This is a genomic window from Aeromonas sp. ANP5, assembly GCF_963870295.1.
Taxonomy (GTDB): Bacteria; Pseudomonadota; Gammaproteobacteria; order Enterobacterales; family Aeromonadaceae; genus Aeromonas; species Aeromonas veronii.
On sequence record NZ_CAWMRY010000019.1, the window covers coordinates 1 to 24,786 of the forward strand.

Sequence of the window (24,786 nt, forward strand, 5' to 3'; positions counted from 1 at the left end):
ACACAATGACGGGATGACGCCAGCAAAAGCCGAGGTTCGGCCTAACCAAGTGTCCGGATTTAGTTGACCACTACAGGCAACTATCAGGTGAATACCATCTCCATACAAATAGGTGTTTGCGTTTGCCGAAAAGCAAAAAACCGACCATCAGGTCGGTTTTTGCAATTTGGCGGTGAGGGAGGGATTCGAACCCTCGATACGTTGCCGTATACACACTTTCCAGGCGTGCTCCTTCAGCCACTCGGACACCTCACCAAATTTTGGTCTGTGGTTTAACGTGTTCAGCCAACACGGTGTTCGCTACGCTGTTGCGCTGGAACGGGGCGTAATTTAGGGGAAAGCCCCGCCCGCGTCAACGGCTTTTTTCACCTGGCGAACCGTTCGAACACTTAATGCACAGATTCCGGTGCAACCTGGATTTCCGGCAGGTTGAGGAAGCCGGAACGTTCGCATTCGGCAACCAGTTCGTGGGTGGCAGCGATGGTGCTTTGCACGAACAGCAGGAACTGCTCGACGCTGAGTCCGGCCTTGGTAAAGACGGTGTGGCCGACCACCAGCCGCGGCAGGTTGTCATCGATGATATCGAGGAACACCTTGAGGGAGGGGTACTGCATATTGAGTCGGCCCAGTTCGGCAACCAGCGGCAGCATTGCGGAGGGGCGCACTTCCAGCTCGGAGGAGAACAGCAGGCCTTCCTCTTCCACGAAGATCCGGCTCTCCTGAATACCATCGACCGACTGCAAAGAGACAATGTGGATACCGTGACACTGGTCGCAGACATAGTGCTCGATACGAGCCTGTTGCAACCAACGCATTATCATTTCGGAGCTGGGGATATTCATCATTTCCACGACAAGATTGGGATCAAGGGGCGCAGTCTAAACCAATTTGCTATCAACAAAAAGCACGCCAACCCGATAACCCTGCGGCTCGCTTCTTTTTGGCAAGCGCTATGCATATACTCAGCCAAATCCACGATGACGCTTGCCCCACAGGGGGCCCCATGACTATCCAAGAAAAGTATCGCCTTCATCTGAAATCACTCTCGGATGAGCTGCTCACCCTGCAAAAACCCATCCGCATTCTGGATGCCATCAAATGGCCACGCCATCTGCAAGAGCGTTTTCTGGCAAGCGGTGGCAGAGAGCTGCCCGCTATCGACACGCACTTCTATGATGCCCTCCCCCTTGGCTTCGAACCGCGCAACAAGTATCTGGAGCTCAAGGAGCTGCGGGACCGGATCCGCAGAAAACTAGGGCCGCAGGACGATCTTGGCCGGATCCTGCAAGAGACGGTCGATCAGTACATGGTGGTGATCGAGATGCTGCGCCAGCGCGGCCAACCCGATTTTCAGCGTTACAGCCAGCTGCTTTATGGCTCTGCCAGCGATCACCTGCGCGGGGATCGCAAGACTCTCAAGGAGCTGGGCGCCCGCCTGTGCGATATCTTCTCCCTGCCCGGCGCCCGCCATCTGGTGCGCCCCTACCCCAAGGAGTTCGAAGGAGAGGCCGCGGTCGCCAAACTGCAGGGCAAGCTGTCGAGCTACTTCAGTGACGGCACTGTGCAGGTGAAGCTGAGCGATGGGATTGTCTCTGACGCCGCGGCCGGGGGCGACTACATCAAGCTCAACTCCCACGCCTGTTTCTCCGAGCTGGACTTGCAGGTGCTGGAGGTACACGAGGGGTGGGTCCATGTCGGCACCACCCTCAACGGTCGCCAGCAGCCTTATGCCACCTGGCTGAGCGCCGGTTCACCGCGGATCACCGCCTGTCAGGAGGGGTTGGCCGTCCTGATAGAGACCCTCACCTTCAGCTCCTTTCCGGATCGGGCCAAGCGTATCTCCGATCGGGTGATGGCCATCGACATGGCCGAGCGCGGCGCCAATTTTATCGAGGTGTTTCAGCACTTCGTGCAGCAGGGCACCAGCGAGCACGACGCCTACAAGATCACCCAGCGGGTCTTTCGTGGCGGCATGGTGGGCGGCGGCGCCTGCTTTACCAAGGATCTCTCCTACGTGCGTGGCTATGTGGAGACGGTCAACTTTATCCGCAGCGCCGTGTTGGAAGGGGTGCCCGAGATCCTGCCGATGCTGTTTGTCGGCAAGGTGACACTGGATGACATTCCGGTGCTCTATCAGCACTATCTGGAGGGGCTGATTGCCGCACCCCGCTATTTGCCGCCGATGTTTCGCGATCTCACCGGCCTCTATGTCTGGTTCGGTTTTGCCTCCGGCATGTCGCTGGTCGATATCGGTCGGGTACAGCACCATTTTCGCCAGCTGTTTCAACGCCTGCCGGTGGCCGACCCCATCATTGCGCCGGTGGATATCGAGATCGACTGAACCACAGCGATAGAAGTTGGGGAAAATAAAAAGGGCGCCAGATTGGCGCCCTGCTCGACGATTCAAATATCGCAGCCGAATTACTTGTAAGCCCGACCTTCGAGATAGTGTTTGCGACAGAGTGACACATAGCGATCGTTGCCACCGATCTCCACCTGTTCGCCATCACGCATCACCTGCCCCGCTTCATTGACCCGGGAGTTCATGTGAGCCTTGTTGCCACACCAACAGATGCTCTTCAGCTCTTCAAACTTGTCGGCCAGACAGAGCAGATGGTAGGAGCCCGGGAACAGCTCGCCGCGAAAATCGGTCTTGAGGCCATAGGCCATCACCGGAATATCCTGCTCATCGACGATGCGGGCCAACTGGTAGACCTGCTCACGGGTCAGGAACTGGGCCTCGTCCACGATAAAGACATCGATATGTTTCTTCGCATGGCGCGCTTTCACCATTTCAAACAGATCGCAGCTGTCGCTGAACACGTCCACCTTCAGTTCAAGGCCAACACGGGCACTGATCACCCCGACCCCGAAACGGTCATCGATGGCTGGCGTCATCGCCAGAGGATGCATGCCCCGCTCCAGATAGTTGAAGTGCGCCTGAATGAGCTGGGTGGATTTGCCTGAATTCATGGTGGCAAATTTGTAGTGCAGTGAAGCCATGATACTGTTCCGAAACTGAATTTATGGGGCGCATGCTAACCAAAGCCCCTGACAAAACCAAGGGGCCCGCGGGCCCCTTGCTCTATAAATGTTACGCGGTGGCCAGCACTGGCCGCGCTTTGGCCTTTTTCAGGTGATAGCCGGTAAAGAGCACGAACCAGAGGGCACTGACACTGAAACCGGCCAGGCTGGAGTGCATCAAGCCCATCGCCAGGTAACCGATGGCCGCGCCGAAGGCGATGGCCAGTGCATAGGGCAGCTGGGTCATCACGTGATCGATGTGATGGCAACCGGCACCGGTGGCAGAGAGGATGCTGGTGCTGGAGATGGGTGAGCTGTGATCCCCGAACACCGAGCCAGCCAGTACCGCAGCCAGCATCGGCAGCATCAGGCTGATGTCGCTGGCAGCGGCCATGTCACCGGCCAGCGGCAGCATGATGCCGAAGGTACCCCAGCTGGTACCAGTAGCAAACGCCATGGCACAGGAGAGGATAAAGACCACGGCAGGTAGCACTTCGATCGGCAGGTTGCCGTTAGCCAGCGAAGCCAGGTACTTGCCGGTCTCCACGTCGCGTACCACGGCACCTATGGTCCAGGCAAACAGCAGGATGTTGATGGCTGGCAGCATGGCCATGACGCCTTGCGGCGCGGCCTTGATCCAGTTCTTGGCACCCAGCTTCAGGCGCATAGCCAGACCGATGGAGACCACCAGACTGCACAGGGCACCGTAAACCAGCGAAGAGCCGACGTTGGTGTTTTCGAACGAGCCAAGCACGCTGAAGGGCAGCCCTTTCTCGCTCAGCACCGCAGCACCGGAATCAATCATGAAATAGATGGTGGCGGCGGTCAGAGTCAGGATCGGCAGTACCATGTCGATCATGCCGCCGTTGCTCTCCTCCGGGCTCTCCATATCCAGACCGATGGGGCGGCCCTTGGACTCATCCCACAGCTTGCCTTCCAGCGCCCACGCTTCGTGTTGACGCATCGGGCCGATATCCAGCTGACAGGCGATCACCACCAACACCATGATCAGGGTGAAGACGGCGTAGAGGTTCATCGGGATCATCTCGACAAACGCAGCGATGGGGCTCTGCTCGGTCAGACCGTGGGCCGCCATGATGCCGCCAACCAGGGCGATGATATAGGCGCCCCAGGAGGAGATGGGCATCAGCACGCAGACCGGCGCCGCGGTGGAGTCCAGCAGATAGGCCAGTTTGGCACGGGAGATCTGGAAGCGGTCGGTGACCGGACGGCAGATGGCCCCCACCGACAGGCTGTGGAAGAAGTCATCGATAAAGAAGGCAAACACCATCATGCCAGTCAGGGCTTTGGCGCCCTTGCGGGTCTTGGCACGACGCTCGGCCCACTCGGCAAAGGCACGGGTCGCCCCGGAGACGCTCATCAGGCTGATGAGGCCGCCCAGCAGCAGCATAAACAGGATCATGTTGACGTTGTCACGATTGAGCGCACCATCGACCCAGAAGATCTTGAGCACGGTATTCAACATGTAATGCAGGGATTCGAGGGGCGAAAACTGATTGAGCAGCAAACTGCCGGTGACGATGCCCACACCAAGGGACAACAGTACGCGGCGGGTTAGGATCGCCAGCGCGACAGCCAACAGGGGGGGAAGAACGGACCAACCGGAGTCGGCGAAATGACTAATGTCCATGATCTCTTTGCACCTAAAGATTACAGGTGGAGATCTACCGAGAGGATCTAAAGAAACAAAACCTATGGGGAGGTTATACTCCTCAGCCCCTTCAGGTAGCGCTCCATAGTGGATGACTATGGCAGTCCTGCACCTATTAGATGCAGAACCAGCAGCCCGGTATGATGGCCTGGCCACTTCGGCGCTGACTCCTTTCCTTGTGCATCACAGGCATCACCCTCCGCACAAATACTCATAGGCAGCGCGCCTCTACTTAAAGGTATTCGCCGCACATTTTATCGAGATGGCAGCTTATAGCAAGTTTTTTGATTAAATAGTCACGATAAACATATCAAGGTCGAAAAATGGTAGTCAAATGATGCAACAACGCCTGTTTTGACGCTATTTTCACCTACTGCGGTTTCATTGGCATCCAATCTCCAAGCCTATTGCAGACCATATTAAATATCTGTATTGATGTTCCCCACGGATATTATATTTAACCCGGCTTGACTTATTTAAATCGCCAAGCAAGAATCAGCTGGAACATAATATTTTTCTCTGACTCGACGTGGTAACTCCTATGAATGAATTTTTAAAGGTACTGCTTAATATCCGCAGTCTGCGTGCGACCTGCCGCGAACTTTCTCTGGAACAACTGGAAGAGGCACTGGAAAAACTCTCTGCGATCGTTGCTGAGCGTCAGCAGGATGAGGCTGCCGAGCGTCAGGCCCGTGAAGAGCATCTGCGGAAAATTAACGAATATAGCGAAATGCTGAAAGCCGCCGGTATTGACCCGGCAGAATTGGTAAGCGCTGTCGCTACCAACCCCGGCAAATCAGAAAAAGCCAAGCGGGCGCCACGTCCTGCCAAATATCGCTATCAGGATAATGGCGTAGAGAAAACCTGGACCGGCCAGGGCCGTATGCCTTCGGCTATTGCCAGCGCAGTGGCAGCAGGCAAATCACTGGAAGACTTTGCTATCTGATCTCAATCTCGTTGCTAATAAAAAAACCTCGCCAAGGCGAGGTTTTTTTATTGCCGCTTAAACGTGAAATATCAGATAGCCGATTGCGGGCGATCTGCTGCCTTGACCCACAGAACTTCACGATCCCCTGCCACGCAGATGAGATAGCGGGCAACGGTAAAGAACCAGTCACTCATCCGGTTCAGATAGGGCAGCACCTCGGGATTGACCCGCTCTTCCCGGCTCAATGTCAGCAGCAAGCGCTCGCAATGACGCACCAGAGTGCGCACCACATGCGCTTGCGCCGCAGCACGGGAACCACCCGGCAATATAAATTGGCGCAGCGGTGGCAATGGCTCACTATAACGATCTATCTGCTGTTCAAGGCGAGTGGTCCAGGCGGCATTGACTTGCCAAATCGATTCATTCTGGGCGTCGCTGGAGAATGCCAACTCGCCCCCCAGATCAAACAACTCCTGTTGCAACAGCTGTAAATCAGCCAATAAGCCGACCTCTTGCGACGGGACGTCACAAATCAGCAAGCCAATATGGGAGTTGAGCTCATCGATATAACCGTAGGTCTCGACCCGCAAATGATCCTTTGGCAACTGGATACCATCGGCCAGCCGGGTCATGCCCTTATCGCCCTGCCTCGTATATATTCTCATACCGACATCCTGTTAATAATGGGAATAATCATGGATTCGAGTCCATTGAGTTTGATTTCGTAAGCCAACGCCAGCGTCTGGCCCAATTTACCCGCCGGAAAACCGCTGCGCGCCATCCACACCAGATAGGGCTCGGGAATATCGATGATACGCCGCCCCTGATATTTACCGTAAGGCATCTTGTTGGTCAGAGTCAGCAGCACCTGTTCGTCGGATAGCCAATCCATATTAATCAATATCCAGATATTTATGAGTCTGGATTGAGAGTCGCCAGTTACGCGCGATACAGGTATCCATCGCCAATTGGGTGGCCCTTGGCTTCTGGCTGATCGGCTGCAAGGCAATGACCACGTCCGGGCGCAGGGTAGCGGTAGCGAGCAGCGCATCCAGCTCTTCAATATGGTGCTCGGTGGCCACCGGATGCTTGATCTCGTTGGCCCGCTCCAGCGCCGAGACCAGCACAGGCAGCCCCCCTTTCATACCGATCTTGGGGGAGACGGTCACCCAGGTCTGCTCATGGGTCTTGATCTCGCTGGTGCCACTGGTTTCAATCTGCACCTGATAACCCGCCGCCAGTAATGCTGACGAGAGTTCGTGCAGATCGTAGAGGCAGGGCTCGCCACCGGTGATCACCACATGGCGCGCCTGATAACCCAGGTCGGTAAAGCTCTTGATAATCTGCGCGGTGCTAAGTTGGCTCCAACAATCGGATTCGTTGGAGCGATCCAGCACCGCCGCCTTGCCCACTTCACGAGCCGGATCAACAACCCAGGTATGACGGGTATCGCACCAGGGGCAGCCCACCGGGCAACCCTGCAGGCGAACAAAGATGGCGGGCAGGCCGGTAAAGATGCCCTCCCCCTGGATGGTCTGGAAAATCTCGTTGATTGGGTAGTGCATCTCGATCACGGCTTGTTGCAAAAGTCGCGGATTATACCCCAAGCCACGGCAAGACGCAGGCTCACTCTGCGCTTTTCTCACCCAGCCCGGTTTTCTCAAACAACCTGGCCATAATGCCCGCCTTGTCGGCCAGATAGTTGTTCAGACCGCGACGGCGCAGTTCACACGCAGGACACGTGCCGCAGCCGTCACCGGCAATGCCGTTGTAGCAGGTCAGGGTCTGCTGGCGCACCGTGTCGAGGTGACCATAGTGATCCGCCAGTGCCCAGGTCTCGGCCTTGTCGAGCCACATCAAGGGAGTTTCAAAACGGATGCCGCGATCCAGCCCCAGCGACACCGCCTGATTGAGGGCCTTGACGAACTCGTTACGGCAATCGGGATAGCCGGAGAAGTCGGTCTCGCACACACCAGTGATCACCGCTTCGGCGCCTACCTGATAGGCATAGATGGAGGCCAGGGTCAGGAACAGGATATTGCGGCCCGGCACGAAGGTGTTGGGCAGCCCGTTATCCTGCAGCTCGCAGCTGACTGGAATGTCGTCACGGGTCAGGGCAGAGACCGCCAGCTCATTGAGCAGCGTTACATCCATCACCTTGTGGGCGGCAATCCCCAGTGCACTGCCCAGACGGCGCGCGGTGTCGATCTCTTCCCGATGGCGCTGGCCATAGTCGAAGGTGATGGCGTGCACTTCATCATACCGGGCCAATGCCTGCACCAGACAAGTAGTGCTGTCCTGACCGCCGCTGAAAACCACGACTGCTTTTTTCATCTTGATAACTCCTTCAAATGTCACGCGCGGCGGCCTTCGGCAAAGTCCTGCCACTGGGTATTCAACCGATTGAACAGGGTCAGCAAGGGCGCATAGCGCTCCAGCCTCCCCTCCCACCGGGACAAGAGGTGATAGCCCGCCTCTATGGTAGAGAGGGCATCGGGAAAGGGTTTCTTGCGAATGGCATATTGACCGGCAATGGCACCAATACCGATGCGGGGCAAGCAAGCCAGTGCCGGGTTGCTCTGCAACATGCGATAGGCTTTGCGCCAGGTGCCGTCGAGCAAGATAAAGGCGATGGACGTTTTGCCAGAGGGTTCACTCTCCAGCTGTTGGCGAAGATCGGTCAGCGAAATGGCATCCTCATCCGGCCAGAGCAAATAATAACGACGGGATTGGTCAGCCAGCAGCACATTGAGCCACTCATCGCGGGAAAAGTCCTCCCCCACATGGATCTCGCACTGTTGCAAAGAGGCCGCCAGTAGTGCCGCAGTCCCCTTGGGATGTGCCACCTCGTTGGGGTGCTGCAAGATGTAGAGGGGCGTGTGATTGTCAACCGGCACAATATAATCGCACAGGCAGGCTTTGAGGGCTCGGGTGCAACGTGTACAGTATCGACTGTTCTTGTCGTTGGACTGTTTCATGTTGTCAGACAAATCTGGATTGCTCTGGGTTATCACGCTCTCTCTCACCAGCTTGCTACTCTTCTTTACCGTTCCCAATCTTCAGCTCTCCTTCGATCGGCCCTTGATCGCCGGGGGCGAAGGGTGGCGGATCATAACAGGCAATCTGGCTCATACCAATCTGTGGCACCTGCTGCTCAATCTGGGTGGGCTCGCCATCCTCTATAGCCTGTTTCGCGACTATCTGGGCGGGGCTCGCCTGCCGCTGCTGATGTTGCTGCTCTGGCTGGCAGTGGGCTTGGGGATCTGGTGGTGGTGCCCGCAGACCCAGTGGTACATGGGGCTATCCGGCTCGCTGCATGGCCTGTTTGTCTGGGGGGCAATGCAGGATATTCGCCACGGACGCCGCACATCGGGCTGGCTACTGTTGGCAGGGATGGGGCTCAAGCTGGCGATGGACTTCTACAACGCAGGAGAGAGCCCGATATCCACCCTGATCAATGCCAGGGTACACATCGGCTCTCATCTTATCGGGGCCGGTGCAGGCCTGTTGCTCGGCCTGCACCGCGTATCACTGAGTGAGCCTGTTACGCACCAACCAGCTCGGCATTGATGCTGGCCAGCATGGCGGCCGGATCGGCAGCCTGCGTAATGGGGCGACCGATAACCAGATAATCGGACCCCGCCTCGACCGCCGCTTTCGGTGTCATCACCCGGCGCTGATCCCCGGCCGCTGAACCGGTCGGGCGAATCCCCGGGGTCACCAGCTTGAAATCTTCGCCCAGCAAGGCTTTAAGCTCATGGGCCTCGTTGGCAGAGCAGACAACCCCATCCAAGCCGGATGTTTTGGTCAAGGTAGCCAGCCGGATCACCTGCTCGGCAGGGCTCACATCCAGGCCAAGAGGGATCATGTCGGACTGCTCCATGCTGGTCAGCACGGTCACGCCGATAAGCAGGGGGGCCTTGTCGCCATAAGGCAGTAGCGCATCTTTGGCGGCACGCATCATCCGCTCACCACCACTGGCATGCACGTTGACCATCCAGACACCGAGCTCAGCACTGGCTGCCACGGCTTTGGCAACGGTATTGGGAATATCGTGAAACTTCAGATCCAGAAAGACATCGAATCCCTTGGCCACCAGCTGGCGTACAAACTGCGGGCCAAACAGGGTAAACATCTCCTTGCCTACCTTGAGACGGCACTGGGCCGGAGAGATACGTTCAACGAACGCTAAGGCATCTGCCTCGTGCTGATAATCCAGCGCTACCAGTACTTTGGGATCTTGCATCTCACATCCTATTGCTTGTTATTCACCGTCCAGACCACGGATCGGCTTGATGGAACCCCACTGGCGACAAGACGGGCACTGCCAGAACAGCGAGTGAGTAGCAAAGCCGCACTGCCGACACTTGTGGGTTGACTTGATTTTGATCTGCTCGCCGACCAGCTGTTGCAGCAGTTCGAGGCTCTCCTTGGCAGGCCCCTCCTCCGCACTGGCCAGTTGAAAACCCACCAACTGGTAAAAACCTTTCATCGACGGATGACGACGCAGCTGACGCAGCACCAGCGAACGGGCCTGACTCAGGCCATCACGCTCTTCAACCAGCTTGGCAAGGGCCAGGGTCACGCTGACACCGGCGTGATCTTCCACTGCCTTCTCAAGCAGCGGGATCAACGCAGGCGTGCGGCCCAACTGCTGATAGCACTCGAGCAATTTGGGCATTGCCTCGGAGGCAAAGTCGATATCCTGCTCGAACACCCGCAGCAGCTCCTTGCTGGCCTGCTCATACTCCCCCTCTGCCATGGCGAGCTCAGCGAGGCGCAAACTGGCCCGGGCACATGCCGGATTGATACTGAGCGCCCGTTTGAGCTTGGCCAGCCCCTCCCCTTTATTGCCCTCACGCAGCGCGATCTCGGCTTGTTCACAATAGAAATGGGAGATGGGGTCGGCCAGCTTCTTGCCCTGGAATTTTTGCAGACGAACCGCCACATCGATGGCCTTATCCCAATCCCGCAACTGCTGATGGATGATCAACAGCTGTGCCAGCGCCGTCTCTTCAAAATCGCTGTCGTCACACAGCTCATTCCAGAGCGCTTCCGCCCGGTCCAGCAGACCAGCAGCCAAAAAGTCGCGCGCAAGCTCCTGCAGGGCAAGCTGTCGCTGCTCCCGGGTCAGTTGGCGGGTTACCAGGTTCTGGTGGATCTTGATGGCACGATCGACCTCCCCACGCTGGCGAAACAGGTTGCCGAGGGAGAGGTGTGTTTCGATGGTTTCACTGTCCACCTCAAGCAGCTGGATAAAGAGATCCACCGCCTTGTCGGATTCATCGGACAGCAAATAGTTGAGGCCCGCCACATACTGGCGGGAAAACTGGTTACTCTGTTTTTGGGTGTCCTGGCGAACACTCCTGCGACCCATGTACCAGCCATAACCGGCGGCGATGGGTAACAGCAGGAAAAGCAGTTCAAGCATTGAGGAACATTATTCCTTACCCGGTGACCGGGCCAGCTCCAACTCGCGGGATTGACGACGCATGGTGCGGTTGAGGGTGCGGTTTTGCATTTTCAGGCGCAGGAACAGCAGGCCGAATACCAGCCAGCCCAGCAAAAAACCGCCAGCGAAGAAGAAGCCCAACAGCATGGCAAGCGAAAACTCACCCTGAGCGATCAAGTAATTGAACTGAACCAGCTGGCCATTTTGTGAGCCCAGCGCCAGGGTCAGAACAAACACCAGCACCAGCGGAATGAGGGCCAAAATACGCTTCATAAGAGCTCCCTGTCAGTATCTAATGAGAGGCTGATTATCCTTAAAATCGCAGGCAGACTCTAGAGTGAATGGGAAAAGAGTTTAAGAAACAAGACGATTGGCACAGGAATCGGTGCCAAAAAGAAAAAAGGCATACCCGAGGTATGCCCATTTCTGCATTATTCAATGATGTTGACGCGCTCGCGCAACTCTTTGCCAGGTTTGAAATGCGGGACATATTTCCCGGTCAGTTCAACCTTGTCCCCAGTCTTGGGGTTGCGGCCCACACGGGGCGCACGATAGTGCAGTGAAAAACTGCCAAATCCGCGGATTTCAATCCGGTCGCCGTTTTGCAAGGTCGACGCCATCTGCTCAAGGATCTCCTTGATGGCGGCTTCGACATCCTTGGCCGGCATATGCATGCGGCTGGCTGCCAGTTGTTCGATGAGATCTGATTTGGTCATAACGTTAAATCTCCTTCCCCGATCACATGCAATATTCATTTTGCCAGGATAAAAAAGGGCGGCGCAATGCCGCCCTTTTCTTGCATCAAGGATTACTCACCCTTGGCGGCTTTGAACGCTTCCATCATAGCATTGCTGAACACAACTTCTTCTTGTTGGTTCAGGTTATCGATAGCAACACGCTCATCAGCCTCGTCCTTAGCACGGACAGACAGGCTTACGGTGCGGTTCTTACGATCAACGCCCATGAATTTAGCTTCAACTTCGTCACCAACAGACAGCACCAGAGTGGCGTCTTCTACGCGGTCACGAGCAGCGTCGGAGGCACGCAGGTAGCCTTCTACGCCATCAGCCAGTTCGATAACGGCACCTTTGGCATCAACCTCGGTAACCTTACCCTTCACGATAGCACCTTTCTTGTTGTCAGCCAGGTACTTGTTGAACGGGTCTTCTTCGATCTGCTTGACACCCAGGGAGATGCGCTCACGCTCCGGATCCACTTGCAGAACAACGGCTTCGATCTCGTCGCCTTTCTTGAATTCACGCACGGCTTCTTCGCCCTGGTTGTTCCAGGAGATGTCAGACAGGTGAACCAGGCCGTCGATGCCGCCATCCAGACCGATGAAGATACCGAAGTCAGTGATGGACTTGATCTTGCCGGAAACACGGTCGCCTTTGGCGTGAGTTTCGGCAAACAGCTGCCACGGGTTGGATTTGCACTGCTTCAGACCCAGGGAGATACGACGACGCTCTTCGTCGATGTCCAGAACCATCACGTCAACCACGTCGCCAACGTTAACAACTTTGGACGGGTGGATGTTCTTGTTGGTCCAATCCATCTCGGATACGTGTACCAGGCCTTCAACGCCTTCTTCGATTTCAACGAAGCAGCCGTAGTCGGTCAGGTTGGTCACGCGGCCAGACAGACGGGTGGTCTCCGGGTAACGCTTGGCGATAGCAACCCAGGGATCTTCGCCCAGCTGCTTCAGACCCAGGGATACACGGGTACGCTCGCGGTCGAACTTCAGAACCTTGACAGCGATCTCGTCGCCAACGTTGACGATTTCGGAAGGATGCTTAACGCGCTTCCACGCCATGTCGGTGATGTGCAGCAGGCCGTCAACACCGCCCAGATCTACGAATGCACCGTAGTCGGTCAGGTTCTTGACGATACCCTTAACTTCTTGACCTTCTTGCAGGTTAGCCAGCAGGCTTTCGCGCTCGGAGGTGTTCTCGGTCTCGATCACGGCACGACGAGACACAACAACGTTGTTGCGCTTCTGGTCCAGCTTGATGACTTTGAACTCGAGTTCTTTGTTTTCCAGGTGAGCGGTGTCACGGATCGGACGCACGTCAACCAGAGAACCCGGCAGGAAGGCACGGATGCCGTTCAGTTCAACGGTGAAACCACCCTTGACCTTGCCGTTGATGATACCGATAACGGTAGCTTGCTCTTCGTAAGCCTTCTCAAGCTGCAGCCAGGCTTCGTGGCGCTTGGCTTTTTCGCGGGACAGCTTGGTTTCGCCGAAACCATCTTCGATAGAGTCCAGAGCCACGTCAACGGTGTCGCCGACGTTGATTTCCAGCTCGCCCATGGCGTTCTTGAATTCTTCAGCCGGGATAGCGGACTCGGATTTCAGACCGGCGTCAACCAGTACAAAACCGTTCTCGATAGCAACGACAGTACCCTTGACGATGGAACCTTGACGGGTTTCAACGGCGTTCAGGGACTCTTCAAAGAGTTGAGCAAAAGATTCGATCATTGTTTATGTCACAAATGAAACATCCACTTGCAATCCGGCACAAGCGGGGCTGTTTTAAATAATCTGCGCCATCCTTGGTGCAGACGACCGGATGTCAGCTTGCGCTGGCATCACCAAGTTGTTGCTCTGCATAGGCGAGTACTGTTGCCAGCACTTCATCTATGGTCATGGCGGTAGAGTCTACCACCAGAGCATCTTCTGCCGGTTTCAGGGGTGCAGTAGCGCGATTTCTGTCGCGATCGTCACGTTCCCGAATCTCGGTTAAAAGACGCTCAAAGTTAACATCAAAGCCCTTATCTTGCAACTGCTTATAGCGACGCTGGGCCCGTTCTTCGGCACTGGCGTCGAGGAAAATCTTCACCTCGGCCTCGGGGAAAACAACTGTACCCATGTCACGACCATCGGCAATCAGACCCGGGGCCTGGCGAAATGCCCGCTGACGGCGCAGCAAGGCTTCGCGCACCCGGGGGAAGGCGGCGATTTTACTGGCAGCATTACCCACTTCTTCGGTGCGGATGGTGCGGGAGACATCTTCCCCTTCCAGGATCACCCTGACCAGATCGCCCTCAACCTGAAATTGCACATCCAGATTGGCGGCCAGCGGCACCAGTGAGGCTTCACTGTCCAGCTCTACATCGTGATGCAGGGCGGCCAGGGACAACACCCGATAGATGGCGCCCGAGTCCAGCAAGTGCCAACCCAGCTTCTCAGCAAGCAGCTGACACAAGGTGCCTTTACCTGCACCACTGGGGCCATCAATTGTCATTACGGGGGCCATCTGAGGCATAACTTCTCTCCTGCACTGTGTTGCTCCCATCCCGAAGGGGTGGGTTAATGGGCGCCGATTATACCCGAATGTGGTGAGCCTGGCAGTCATCAATCCGCACAAAGGGCCAAAACCCCGCCGGACAGCTGTGCTTGTATCTCATTTGGAGATTTCATTAAGCAATGCAGGGACTTGTTCTTATGGTCGTTCCTGACAAGGCGCGCTAAACTGGCCCCCTTTTTTGAGCCGTTAGTAGTAAGGAGCAACCTATGAGCAGCGTTACCCTCGTGGCCAAATCCAAATTGCCAACCCCCTGGGGCACCTTCACGCTGGTAGGTTTTCAGGAAACCGGCACAGGCAAAGATCACGCCGCACTGGTGATGGGCGACATTACCGGTGAAGAGCCCGTGCTGGGCCGGATCCACTCAGAGTGCCTGACCGGCGACGCCCTGTTCAGCCTGCGTTGTGACTGCGGTTTCCAGTTGCAGGCGGCCATGGAAAATATCGCCAAAGCCGGTCGTGGCGTGTTGCTGTATGTGCGTCAAGAGGGCCGTGGCATCGGCTTGCTCAACAAGATCCGCGCCTATCACCTGCAGGATCAGGGGGCCGATACCGTGGAGGCCAACGTAGCCCTTGGTTTCGCCGCCGATATGCGCGACTACACCATCTGCGCCGATATGCTCAAGCAGCTTGAGGTCAAGTCTCTCAAACTGATGACCAACAACCCGCGCAAGATGAAAGCCATGGAATCCTTCGGTATTCCGGTGGCCGAACGGGTACCGTTGCAGGAAGGGCGCAATCCCCACAACGAGTTCTATCTGTCGACCAAGGCCAACAAGCTGGATCACATGCTCAAAAAATGAGCCTGCATTGACGAATGCCAGATAGCCAAACGCCTCCCAATCGGAGGCGTTTTTCTTGGAACGACCACACATCAACCCTGGCTATAGCTGTGGTACGGTCAGATTGGCCAGCAGAGCTTCAAGCTCTTCGCCAGTGCGGGCAGCGTAGTATTGATCGACCCACTCGTGGGTCAATTGCGGCGCGAGACGTTCAATCAGATCGTAGAGATAGCCACATAAAAATGCACCTCTGCGCAACCCGATAGCGGCCACACCGCCTGGTAGCCAGGGCGCCGTTTTGAGCACCAGATCGCCATCTCGCTGGGGCTCCCAAGCAAACGTTGCCATCACCCCGATGCCCATTCCTTGTCTGACATAGGTCTTGAGCACATCGCTGTCGCTCGCACAGCAGGAGATCCGGCTCTCGGCATGAGCGCAATCAGTGCCATGTGCAGCAGAGAGCGCCCTTCCATCGGTCACCAATGCAAACTCCACCAGCTCGGCCGGGGTCAGCGATGTTGCTTTGGCCAACGGATGATCCTTGGGCAGCACCAAGCCCCGTTGCCACTGAAAAGAGGGGAGCATGAGCAGATCGCTCCCCTCCTCCGGTTCATCCGCCAGCAGCAGATCGGCAGCGCCATCATGCACGGCTGCGCGGCACTGCGCCGCACTCCCTTGCATCACAGTTACTGCAACTTTGGGGAAGCGGGCCATGAATCCCTTGAGGATGGCGGGCAGAATATAACGGGCTTGCAGATGAGTAGCGGCAATGGTGAGGGTTCCCTGCTCCGGATGCACATGCTGCCTGGCCATCACCTTGATGGTGGCCACCTTGTCCAGCACCTCGGCGGCCACTTTGATCACATCCCGACCTATGGGGGTGATCTGGGTCAGGTGTTTACCGCTGCGCTCGAAGATCTGGATCCCCAGCTCATCCTCCAGCATCCGCACCTGTTTGCTGATCCCGGGCTGGGAGGTAAAGAGGCTCTCGGCGGTGGCCGACAGATTCAGCCTGTGGTTGGCCACCTCGACGATATAGCGCAATTGCTGCAGTTTCATGGTGTAGCCCTCAAGCGAACCCACTGTTAATAGTAACAAACTTTCAGCAATGACCCGCCGCCATCAGGCTGGGCGATCCTTGAGTAGGAAATCGCGCAAGGCACGGTTGGCCATAGAGAGCGGATCACCACGCCGCCACGCCACACAGAGGTCTAGGTAGATGGGCGGGTCGAAGGGTACGCCACTCAGATCCGGCTCCTCTTCCAGCACCATCCGCAAGAAGGTGGTCACCGCAAAGCCTTGCCGCACCACCGCCTTGAGCAGAGGGATAAGATTGCTCTCGAAGGCGATATCGGGTTCAACGCCCAGGCTCTGGGCCAGCGCCTCCATATGCTCCCGGTGGTAAAAACCACGGCGAAACAGCGCCAGCTCCTGAGCGAAAAACTGCGAGAGGGTGACGGCCGATGCGCCACGCAAGGAGTGATCGTCCCCCACCACCATCAACATCTCTTCGCTCAGCAGATGTGCCCCCTCGATGGCGGGGGGGAGATCACTGGTGATGAGAATGGCCAGATCGAGGGAGCCATCCACCATCCGGCTGAGCAGCTCGCGGGTACCGGCCTCCTCAACACGGATCTTGAGGCCGGGGTAGCGGTGCTTGAAGGCCATCAGACGAGGGGGGAAATAGTAGGAGCCCATCATGTAGGGGATCCCGATCCGCACTTCCCCCCGCTCCAGCCCCTTGAGCTCGGCCATCTCGGCCTCGGCCTGATGCATCTGCAGCAACAGACGCTCGGCATGGCGACAGAGCACCTCTCCCTCAGGGGTGAGCCGTACCGCCCGGTCCTGTCGATCAAACAGCCGCAATTCGAGCTGCTGCTCCAGCTTGGCGATGGCCATGCTGATGGCCGGTTGTGCCACATGCAGACTGTTGGCTGCCTTGGTAAATGAGCCGGCATCCCTGACCGCCAGCAGATAGGTGAGCTGTTTCAGATCCATGCATCAATTCATCTTATGAGATGGATAACTTAAATATATTATATTTATAACAGAAAGGACTCTACCCTGACCAAAAGTAGTCAGGACAATACGCAATGATTGAAGTTGGCAGTCGCGAGTGGATACGTGCAACCCTGGCCCTCAGCTTGGGCTCTTTTCTGGTGTTTCTGAACCTCTACCAGACCCATCCCCTGTTACCCCTGATCGCAGAGGTCTTCTCGGTCAACTCCCTCTCGGCCAGCTGGACCCTGGCAGGATGCACTGCTGGCCTCGCCGCCTCCCTGCTGATCTGCGCCAGACTGGCGGATCGCCATGGCCGTCGGCAGGTCATGCTGGGTACCCTCACCCTGGCGATCCTGCTCTCACTGTTGATCCCGCTGGTTGAGCAGTTTGGTTCCCTGCTGTTGCTGCGCATCCTGCAGGGCGCGCTGCTGGCAGGACTGCCCGCGACCGCGATTGCCTATATGGGGGAAGAGTTCAGCAAACGGGCGCTCCTCTCGGCGGTGGGGGTCTATATTGCCGCCAACTCCCTCGGTGGCATTGCCGGTCGGGTGGTCGGCGGTCTGTTGGCTGGCTGGTTTGGCGACTGGCAGCATACCTTTCTGGGGATCGGAGTTATCAGCCTGTCACTGCTGCCGCTGGTCTTCTGGCTGCTGCCCCATCAGACCCGCTTTGTGGCGAGCGCCCCCGTTCGCGGCCAATTTGCCCGCGCCTTGCAGCAACACTTGACCAATCCCTTGCTGGTAGGGGCTTACCTTATCGGGGGGCTCAACTTTATGGTGTTTCTGAACCAGTTCAGTTATCTCACCTTCCTGCTGGCCAAGCCCCCTTTCTCCCTGCCCACCCAGTGGCTCGGCATGCTGTTTCTCACCTATCTCTCGGGGACTGTAGCCTCCTCCTTGAGCGGCCGCTTTGCCAACCGCTGGGGGGCACAACGGATGCTGCTGGTCGGGATCGCCCTGATGGCCCTCGGGAGTCTGTGGCTGCTGCAAGCTAGCCTGCTCGGGATCCTGAGCGGCTTGCTGGTCTCCAGCTTCGGTTTTTTCCTGGCACACGCCTGCGCCAGTGCCTGGGTGGGTCATCATGTCGAACACAACCGGGCCCTCGCCTCCTCCCTCTATCTGGTGGCCTACTATCTGGGGGCAAGTCTGGGGGGACTTTACCTGCACCCCTTTTGGGAGCAAGGCGAGCTGGGCGGTCTGGTCATGGGAATTGAACTGGTCCTCATCCTGACGGCAGGCTTGAGCCTCTGGCTCGGCTGTCTCAAGCAGCGAAGCCAATCGCCACTGCCCGCCCAGCAACCCCACCGACACGGGTAACGGCCTCAGCGCAAACAGGGTCACCCACGAGCAGATAGCGCTCTCGCAACCCAGCACCGCCAGATAACAAAAGGGGTCACACCGGTGACCCCTTTTGCTGCATTATTCAAGAGCCTGTCAGGCTCGCACCGCATTGAGCGCAGGATCACTCCTGATCGAAATAATCCGCAGGCACCGCGACCACAGCACCAGTCGCCACCTCTTCGGCGATCACCTCAGCCAGCGAGCGCAGATGAAACTTGATCTGGCCGGAAGGCAACATCAGGCCAATATCGGGGTTGCGGGTATCCTGCATGTTGCCGGTTTTGAATGGCAGCTCGGGATAGCGCGCTACCAGATCTTGCAGTGAAGTGACCACCAGCTCGATATGTTCCAGCCCCGCCTGATGGACGCGACCCGGTTTCGGTGCAGCTAGCTCGATACAGGGTACCTGTACCTCATCAGCCAACAGCGGCTGATGCAACTGATAGGTGGCAATCGGGCGACCGCCAATCATCCCCTCCACCAGCAAGGTACCTGCCTCAGCCAGCACAGCACATAGCGCGCGGTACTCCTGCAGGGTAGCCGCCCGATAACAGAGGTGATCGACCGTTGGCCGGGAAATGGTGACGCCACTGGCGGCCAGTTCGGCCAACAGCTGAGAAACAAATGGGGCCATTGGCCCCAGTGTGGAATAGAGTGGGTGGGACATGCTTACCATTTCTTCTTGGGTTGAAACAGGACATCGAGCTCGTCAGCTTCCTTGTCCTTGATGTTTTGCAGATCCTGCGCGCTATTTTGCTGCTGCAGCTCTTCAAGCTCCTTGAGCCCCTGACGCATATCTTCTTCACGGGCAAGCAGATAGGGATCCTTGTCGCCCACGCTTGCCATGGCCGACAGACCCTTAGTATAGAGCTGGCGGCATGTACCATATTGGCCCTGAATGCGGGCATCCATCGCCCGCTTGACCAGATTGGAGATGTTGATCTTGAGCTGCATCAGCTCGAGGCGGCGCTCTTCCTGGGCAAACCCCTGAGGGTCAATTTTGCCCTTGTTGTGCTCGACCCGCAGCACGGCACGCATCTTCTTGACCAACTGCAGCATCTGGATCGCCTGACGATCGGACTCCGGGGTCTTGAACTGCCCCTCATCCTGCACGCTGTAGTTCTCCTGCACATTCTTGATCTGGGTCTGCACATCGACGATGCGCTGCTTGATCTGATTGTTCGGCATCACCTGGGCGATGGCGCGATAGGCATCGAGGATCCGGTGCTGCAACAGCAACACCATGTTCTTGGAGAAAGGCACCAGATTGACGTTCAGCAGCACCTCTTCGGTCTCGTCGGCCACCGTCTTGTGTCTGGCAACGGCGTGACGCTTGTCCGCCTCTGCCTTCTGCTTATATTGCTGCACCACGTTATAGGCGATAACCAAAAACAGGAGTGCGCCGATAGACAGCAATACCAAAGTTAAAATCATAGGATGTCCAAACCCCTGTTCCTATCCAATTGCGTGATCCTACAACAGCTTACCCACTTAAGGTAGCCTGCAGATCCCCCCTTGCCCACGATTTGTCACCAAGCTGTGCCCCCGGTCTCAGGGAGAGATTGCAGGATCAGGGGATGATGACCATGACGGTCACCTCCCCATAGTATCGCCCATCAGCGCCATTACTTGAGGTTAAAGCCCCGCGATTGCAGGAATCCAAGCATGAAAGGGCGGGACTCCTTGCCCAGAATGGCGCGGATCTGGCCGCTCCAGGTCTGCTGCTTGTTGTTGCTGCTGCGGGCCTGATAGTAGTCCGCGATCTGCTGATCGTACCGGGCCAGCAGGTCGCGATCCAGCTCGTGCTGGTAGCGCTCCTGATGCACCACCAATCCCCTGGGCAGACGGGGTTTCTGCTCCGGCTGCTGAGCAGGATGACCAAGGCAGAGGCCAAACAGCGGGATCACCTGATGGGGCAAGCCGAGCAGTTCGCTCACCTCGGCCGGATGGTTGCGAATGCCGCCGATATAGACCCCGCCCAGCCCCAGCGACTGCGCCGCCAGCAAGGCGTTTTGCGCCATCAGGGCGCCGTCGATGGCTCCGATCAGCAACTGCTCCGCATAGCCGGTCTGGGCCTCGGGCACGATCTGGGTGTGGCGGTGGTAATCGGCGCAGAACACCAGAAACTCGGCCGCCTGCACCACATAGGGTTGATTGCCCGCCAGCATGGCCAACTGCTGACGCGCCTCGGGCTCGCAGACTCGCACAATACTGGTCACCTGCAAAAAGCTCGAGGTTGAGGCGGACTGGGCGGCGGCGAGAATGGCATCCAGCTGCTGCGGGGCGATCGGCTCGGCAGTGAACTGACGAATGGAGCGATGGGAAAGGATAAGATCGATGGTCTGATTCATGGCACCTCCAAAATGAGGTAACACCATAGCGAAAAAAACGAGGGAGCCCAAGGCTCCCTCGCACACCCAGCTTAAGGGGCCGGATAGACGTAAGGGGCTTGCAACCCGAGCGGGAAGCCAAGCGCCCAGTAGAGCAGCAGGAAAATCGTCCAGCTCACCAGGAAGGCAAGCGAGTACGGCAGCATCATGGAGACCAGAGTACCGATCCCGGTGCTCTTCACATACTGCTGGCAATAGACCACCACCAGCGGGAAGAAGACCATCAGCGGGGTGATGATGTTGGAGGCAGAATCCCCGACCCGATAGGCCGCCTGGGTCAGCTCGGGGGAGATCCCCACCGCCATCAGCATGGGTACCAAGATCGGACTGATCAGCGCCCACTTGGCCGAAGCCGACCCCACCACCAGATTGACGCTGGCGGTCAGCAGGATCATCCCGACGATGGTCACCTCACCGGGCAGCGCCAACGCATGGAGCACTTCGGCACCGGAGAGGGCCAGCAGGGTGCCCAGATTGGAGTCACCAAACGCCTTGATAAAGAGCGCGCAGAAGAAGGCCATCACCATGTAGGAGCCCATCTTGTTCATGGTGGCCGACATGGCATCGATCACATCCTTGCCACTCTTGAAGCTGCCTGCGACAAAGCCGTAGACAATCCCGGGCAGGATAAAGAGCAGGAAAATGAGCGGCACTATGGACTTCATCACCGGTGCGGCGAAGGTGGTCAGGGAGCCATCGGCAGCACGCAGCGGTGAATCGCTCGGGGAGAGCGCCAGCGCCAGCAGCACGATGGCCGCCAGCATGGCAAACCCGGCCCAGTTGAAGGCCCGGCTCTCTTGCGCGCTGTAGCGCCCCATCTCGTCGGCACTCTCCAGATCCTCGTTGAGCGCCACATGCTTGAGGCGCGGCTCCACCACCTTTTCGGTGATGAACCATCCGACGCAGATGATCAGCAACGAAGAGGCACCGGTAAAGATGATGTTGCACAGGGTGTTGACCATGTAGTCAGGATCGAGCAACTGAGCGGCGGACTGGGTAAAACCCTGCAGCAGCGCATCCCCGCCGGAGGGCAGGAAGTTGGCGGCAAAACCGCCGGAGACACCGGCAAAGGCAGCTGCGATCCCCGCCAGCGGATGGCGTCCGGCAGCGTGGAAGATGATGCCACCGATGGGGATCACCAGCACATAACCCGCATCTGCGGCGGTGTGGCTGACGATCGCCACCAGGATCAGCATGGGAGTGAGAAAACGGGCAGGCGTCACTTTCAGCAACTTTTTCAGACCGGTATTGATAAAACCGGACTGCTCGGCCACCCCGACCCCGAGCATGGCCACCAGCACGATCCCGAGCGGGGCAAAGCCGGTGAAAGTGGTCACCATGGTGGAGAGAAACTCGGCCAGACCGGCACCGGTCAGCAGGTTGTTGACCACTACCGCCTCCCCGGTACGGGGGTTGACCAGATCAAACTGGAATTGTGACAACACCCAGGAGCCGACCCAGACGATCAGCAAGGCGTAGAGGAACAGCATGGCGGGGTCGGGTAATTTGTTCCCGGCTTTCTCGACGCCATTGAGGAAACGGTTCAGCCAACCTTTGGGAGGGCTGGCCGGACGGTCATTGACAGCAGCATGACTCATTATTGCGATACTCCTTTCCCTAGAAACGAGGTCGCATGCTAGCAATTTCAGCCAATCCGTCTCATGACCGATCGCAAAAGAATGATTAATTTTGATTAAATATTGCGGGATAAAATCCCAAGTTGTGGCCTAACGCACACTTGTTACTCTGCCATCACGGCATCTAGCAGTGGATAACGCCCGACCTGGCACTCCACCACGAAACCGCTCGCCTCGACTTGCGCCACAGTCAGCGGCTTGCTGAACAGATATCCCTGGAACACATGGCACCCCTGGGTCTGCAGTGCGGCCAGTTCGTGAGGCTCCTCCACCCCTTCCGCCATGATCCCCAACCCCAGATTGGTGGCCATGGCCGCAGTCGCCCGGATCACCGGCAAGTTGAGACCGACCACGAAGGAGCGATCCAGCTTGATGTTGTTGATCGGCAACCGGTTGAGATAGGCCAGCGAGGAGTAGCCGGTACCGAAATCATCGATGGCAATCTTGATCCCCTGCTCGCTCAAATCATCGAGAATGCCGAGGCACCCCTTCATATCGAGCATCAGCACGGTTTCGGTCAGCTCCAGCGTCAACAGGGAGGCATCCACCCCGTGCAGCTCCAGCTGCTGGCGAACTTGCCCGGGCAGCGCCGACGAAAGCTGGAAACCGGAGAGGTTGACGGAGACCGGCACCCGCTGATGGAAGCGCTTCTGCCAGCTGGCTACCTGTGCCAGCGCGGTGGAGAGCACCCAGCTGCCGATCTCGCGGATCAGCCCCATCTCTTCGGCCAGCGGGATAAATTCCACCGGCGAGACATGGCCGAGCACCGGGTTGTACCAGCGCAGCAGTGCCTCGTAACCGATCAGACGCCGTTTGGCGGCATCGACCTGCGGCTGGTAACAGAGGCTCAGCTCCTGACGGCCGATGGCCTTGGCCAGAAACTGTTTGAGATTGAGCTTGCGCTGCAGGGTCTGCTGCATGCTGGGGGTGAAACGCTGCCAGCGCAGCCGCCCCATCTGCTTGGCCTGATACATGGCCATATCGGCACGGGTGATAAGGTTGTCCCCGTCATCCGCATCATCGGGATAGATGGCGATACCGATACTGCCACCGATGGTCACCTCCGGCAGCCCGCTCAGTTGCAGCGGCTTGGTCATCTGGGAGAGCATCTGATCGGCCACCTCTTGCGCCCGATCCCCCTGATTGCCCAGCGGCACCAGTGCGGTGAATTCATCGCCACCGAGGCGAGCCAGCTCCACATCCCGCGGGCAAATCTGTTTGAGGCGACCGGCGACCCGCTCCAGCAGGCGATCTCCCGCCTTGTGGCCGTAGTTGTCGTTGACCAGCTTGAAGTTGTCCAGATCCATGAACACCAGCGCGAAACGCTCCCCCAGCCCGCAATAGGCCTCAAGGGATTTCATCAAGCCATACCGATTGAGCAGGCCGGTCAGGGAGTCGTGCCAGGCGAGGTGGCGATGCTCCAGCTCTTCGAGTTTGCGATCGGTAATATCCCGCATGGTGAGCAGAATACGGGCCCCCTGCTGGATATAGCGGAACTGATACTGGAACCAGCGCATCCCCTTGAGGGTACGGCACTCCCCCTCGGTCACCACTTCATCGAGACGGGAGAGCTTCTGGTAGAAGCTGTCATCATTGCCGGAGAAAACCTGGGAGAGCTTGGCGATCTGGTGGCCGAAACACATTTCGAAGTGATAGTTGCCGCTCTCGAACACACCATGGCTATCGAACAGGCAGGCAAGGGTATCGCCGGTTGCCAGCGAGGACTCCTGATAGAGGGTATCGGAGTCGAGCACCGCTTCGGTCATCATCATCAGCCGGCCAGCCAGCTGAATACCGGAGAGGCGCAGATAGATCTGCTTCTTGACCCCCTTTGGAGAGAGGGTCCACCACTCGTTGTAACTGCGACCCTGCTGAAAATCACCCAGATAGCGCTGCAGCAGCAGATCGATGGCGGTTGCCATATCGGCAGAGAAGTCGCGGGAGCAGAGTTCGTCGAGAGACGTCGCCTCCCACACGGAGAGCGCGGCGCTGTTTGCCCAGAAAATATGGTGATGCTCGATGTCATAAACCCAGATCGGGGTATGCAGAACATCCATCGTCTTCAGTAACCGTTCGTCAAGCGTATTTATCTGGTCAAGGTCATTCATGCTGGATGGTCACTGGTTAACCGGAAAACAGATCTGGCAAACCGCTAGCTGCAGAATGCAAGGTGCAAATACCTCTCGGCCATTATCCCTTTTCACATAGCCAAGAGCGGACAAAACTATTTCAGATATCAACAACAGGGCAGCCTG

The 24,786-nt window shown here is 57.4% G+C and carries 26 protein-coding genes, 1 tRNA gene and 1 riboswitch; of the genes, 5 read left to right on the forward strand and 22 right to left on the reverse strand.

From position 1 onward, the window contains the following. Window positions 1–167: 167 nt before the first annotated feature. A tRNA-Ser gene (locus AACT07_RS12015) sits at window positions 168–255 on the reverse strand. A gap of 134 nt (window positions 256–389) precedes the next feature. Beyond that, window positions 390–845 (reverse strand): YbjN domain-containing protein, encoded by a 456-nt coding sequence (locus AACT07_RS12020; RefSeq protein WP_005337119.1) that lies wholly within the window; start codon window positions 843–845, stop codon window positions 390–392. Window positions 846–1,003: 158 nt separating this feature from the next. On the opposite strand from AACT07_RS12020, the gene AACT07_RS12025 reads away from it, so the two are divergent. Beyond that, window positions 1,004–2,341, forward strand: a complete 1,338-nt coding sequence (locus tag AACT07_RS12025; RefSeq protein WP_069527950.1) for a flavohemoglobin expression-modulating QEGLA motif protein — start codon at window positions 1,004–1,006, stop codon at window positions 2,339–2,341. 80 nt (window positions 2,342–2,421) lie between these two features. Here the strand turns inward: AACT07_RS12025 and AACT07_RS12030 are convergent, their stop codons facing one another. Further along, on the reverse strand, window positions 2,422–3,003 hold the full coding sequence (locus AACT07_RS12030) for a thymidine kinase (protein ID WP_005351181.1): 582 nt from the start codon (window positions 3,001–3,003) through the stop codon (window positions 2,422–2,424). A gap of 91 nt (window positions 3,004–3,094) precedes the next feature. Then, window positions 3,095–4,675, reverse strand: coding sequence for a Na+/H+ antiporter NhaC family protein (locus tag AACT07_RS12035; RefSeq protein ID WP_069527952.1), 1,581 nt, complete (start codon window positions 4,673–4,675; stop codon window positions 3,095–3,097). An 88-nt stretch (window positions 4,676–4,763) separates the two neighbouring features. After that, a riboswitch (Lysine riboswitch) is annotated at window positions 4,764–4,935 on the reverse strand. A gap of 302 nt (window positions 4,936–5,237) precedes the next feature. Between AACT07_RS12035 and AACT07_RS12040 the strand changes: the two genes are divergently transcribed. Beyond that, complete coding sequence (locus AACT07_RS12040; protein ID WP_005337123.1) at window positions 5,238–5,642, forward strand: H-NS family histone-like protein; 405 nt, start codon at window positions 5,238–5,240, stop codon at window positions 5,640–5,642. A gap of 71 nt (window positions 5,643–5,713) precedes the next feature. Here AACT07_RS12040 and AACT07_RS12045 read toward each other — a convergent pair whose 3' ends face one another. From AACT07_RS12045 to AACT07_RS12065, 5 genes are all read right to left on the reverse strand, one after another. Then, window positions 5,714–6,289 carry a cob(I)yrinic acid a,c-diamide adenosyltransferase gene (locus tag AACT07_RS12045; protein ID WP_064337720.1) on the reverse strand — a complete coding sequence of 192 codons (576 nt, stop codon included), beginning with the start codon at window positions 6,287–6,289 and terminating at the stop codon, window positions 5,714–5,716. Continuing rightward, window positions 6,286–6,516, reverse strand: coding sequence for a DUF3820 family protein (locus AACT07_RS12050; RefSeq protein ID WP_005337126.1), 231 nt, complete (start codon window positions 6,514–6,516; stop codon window positions 6,286–6,288). Before AACT07_RS12050 ends, AACT07_RS12045 begins: the two co-directional genes overlap by 4 nt. A gap of 1 nt (window position 6,517) precedes the next feature. Then, window positions 6,518–7,189, reverse strand: coding sequence for a 7-carboxy-7-deazaguanine synthase QueE (gene queE, locus AACT07_RS12055; RefSeq protein WP_069527953.1), 672 nt, complete (start codon window positions 7,187–7,189; stop codon window positions 6,518–6,520). Window positions 7,190–7,250: 61 nt separating this feature from the next. Further along, window positions 7,251–7,958 carry a 7-cyano-7-deazaguanine synthase QueC gene (gene queC, locus AACT07_RS12060; RefSeq protein WP_069527955.1) on the reverse strand — a complete coding sequence of 236 codons (708 nt, stop codon included), beginning with the start codon at window positions 7,956–7,958 and terminating at the stop codon, window positions 7,251–7,253. A gap of 20 nt (window positions 7,959–7,978) precedes the next feature. Continuing rightward, window positions 7,979–8,602 (reverse strand): tRNA-uridine aminocarboxypropyltransferase, encoded by a 624-nt coding sequence (locus AACT07_RS12065; RefSeq protein ID WP_069527957.1) that lies wholly within the window; start codon window positions 8,600–8,602, stop codon window positions 7,979–7,981. On the opposite strand from AACT07_RS12065, the gene rrtA reads away from it, so the two are divergent. Beyond that, entirely contained in the window at window positions 8,601–9,194 is a 594-nt protein-coding gene (rrtA, locus tag AACT07_RS12070; RefSeq protein ID WP_074042643.1) for a rhombosortase, read from the forward strand. The genes AACT07_RS12065 and rrtA overlap by 2 nt on opposite strands. On the opposite strand, the gene pyrF is transcribed toward rrtA, so the two are convergent. The 6 genes from pyrF to cmk form a co-directional block, all read right to left on the reverse strand. Further along, entirely contained in the window at window positions 9,169–9,870 is a 702-nt protein-coding gene (pyrF, locus tag AACT07_RS12075; RefSeq protein ID WP_069527958.1) for an orotidine-5'-phosphate decarboxylase, read from the reverse strand. The two genes, rrtA and pyrF, sit on opposite strands and share 26 nt — an antisense overlap. An 18-nt stretch (window positions 9,871–9,888) precedes the next feature. Continuing rightward, window positions 9,889–11,055 carry a lipopolysaccharide assembly protein LapB gene (lapB, locus tag AACT07_RS12080; protein ID WP_005351163.1) on the reverse strand — a complete coding sequence of 389 codons (1,167 nt, stop codon included), beginning with the start codon at window positions 11,053–11,055 and terminating at the stop codon, window positions 9,889–9,891. A gap of 9 nt (window positions 11,056–11,064) precedes the next feature. Continuing rightward, on the reverse strand, window positions 11,065–11,349 hold the full coding sequence (locus AACT07_RS12085; RefSeq protein WP_005337143.1) for a LapA family protein: 285 nt from the start codon (window positions 11,347–11,349) through the stop codon (window positions 11,065–11,067). 158 nt (window positions 11,350–11,507) lie between these two features. Next, complete coding sequence (gene ihfB, locus AACT07_RS12090) at window positions 11,508–11,792, reverse strand: integration host factor subunit beta (protein WP_005299934.1); 285 nt, start codon at window positions 11,790–11,792, stop codon at window positions 11,508–11,510. A gap of 92 nt (window positions 11,793–11,884) precedes the next feature. Beyond that, the gene (rpsA, locus tag AACT07_RS12095) at window positions 11,885–13,555 is read right to left on the reverse strand and encodes a 30S ribosomal protein S1 (RefSeq protein ID WP_005337148.1); all 1,671 of its coding nucleotides are present in this window, start codon (window positions 13,553–13,555) and stop codon (window positions 11,885–11,887) included. A 94-nt stretch (window positions 13,556–13,649) separates the two neighbouring features. After that, window positions 13,650–14,342: a (d)CMP kinase gene (gene cmk / locus AACT07_RS12100; RefSeq protein ID WP_005351160.1), complete on the reverse strand. Its 693-nt coding sequence runs from the start codon at window positions 14,340–14,342 to the stop codon at window positions 13,650–13,652. Between the two features lie 248 nt (window positions 14,343–14,590). Between cmk and ribA the strand changes: the two genes are divergently transcribed. Beyond that, complete coding sequence (gene ribA / locus AACT07_RS12105) at window positions 14,591–15,184, forward strand: GTP cyclohydrolase II (protein ID WP_005337152.1); 594 nt, start codon at window positions 14,591–14,593, stop codon at window positions 15,182–15,184. Window positions 15,185–15,265: 81 nt separating this feature from the next. Here the strand turns inward: ribA and AACT07_RS12110 are convergent, their stop codons facing one another. Beyond that, the gene (locus AACT07_RS12110; RefSeq protein WP_069527960.1) at window positions 15,266–16,222 is read right to left on the reverse strand and encodes a LysR substrate-binding domain-containing protein; all 957 of its coding nucleotides are present in this window, start codon (window positions 16,220–16,222) and stop codon (window positions 15,266–15,268) included. Between the two features lie 63 nt (window positions 16,223–16,285). Further along, window positions 16,286–17,161, reverse strand: coding sequence for a LysR family transcriptional regulator (locus AACT07_RS12115; protein ID WP_069527962.1), 876 nt, complete (start codon window positions 17,159–17,161; stop codon window positions 16,286–16,288). Between the two features lie 95 nt (window positions 17,162–17,256). On the opposite strand from AACT07_RS12115, the gene AACT07_RS12120 reads away from it, so the two are divergent. After that, window positions 17,257–18,480 carry an MFS transporter gene (locus tag AACT07_RS12120; protein ID WP_069527963.1) on the forward strand — a complete coding sequence of 408 codons (1,224 nt, stop codon included), beginning with the start codon at window positions 17,257–17,259 and terminating at the stop codon, window positions 18,478–18,480. Window positions 18,481–18,625: 145 nt separating this feature from the next. Here AACT07_RS12120 and AACT07_RS12125 read toward each other — a convergent pair whose 3' ends face one another. From AACT07_RS12125 to AACT07_RS12145, 5 genes are all read right to left on the reverse strand, one after another. Beyond that, a complete protein-coding gene (locus AACT07_RS12125; protein WP_069527965.1) occupies window positions 18,626–19,180 on the reverse strand; it encodes a VOC family protein in 555 nt (184 codons plus the stop codon). After that, window positions 19,174–19,938 carry a hypothetical protein gene (locus AACT07_RS12130; protein WP_005337161.1) on the reverse strand — a complete coding sequence of 255 codons (765 nt, stop codon included), beginning with the start codon at window positions 19,936–19,938 and terminating at the stop codon, window positions 19,174–19,176. Before AACT07_RS12130 ends, AACT07_RS12125 begins: the two co-directional genes overlap by 7 nt. A 191-nt stretch (window positions 19,939–20,129) precedes the next feature. Beyond that, the gene (gene nfsA / locus AACT07_RS12135) at window positions 20,130–20,855 is read right to left on the reverse strand and encodes an oxygen-insensitive NADPH nitroreductase (protein ID WP_005351148.1); all 726 of its coding nucleotides are present in this window, start codon (window positions 20,853–20,855) and stop codon (window positions 20,130–20,132) included. Between the two features lie 71 nt (window positions 20,856–20,926). Next, complete coding sequence (locus AACT07_RS12140; RefSeq protein ID WP_005351146.1) at window positions 20,927–22,492, reverse strand: AbgT family transporter; 1,566 nt, start codon at window positions 22,490–22,492, stop codon at window positions 20,927–20,929. 143 nt (window positions 22,493–22,635) lie between these two features. Next, on the reverse strand, window positions 22,636–24,588 hold the full coding sequence (locus tag AACT07_RS12145; RefSeq protein ID WP_013723827.1) for a putative bifunctional diguanylate cyclase/phosphodiesterase: 1,953 nt from the start codon (window positions 24,586–24,588) through the stop codon (window positions 22,636–22,638). Window positions 24,589–24,786: the final 198 nt, after the last annotated feature.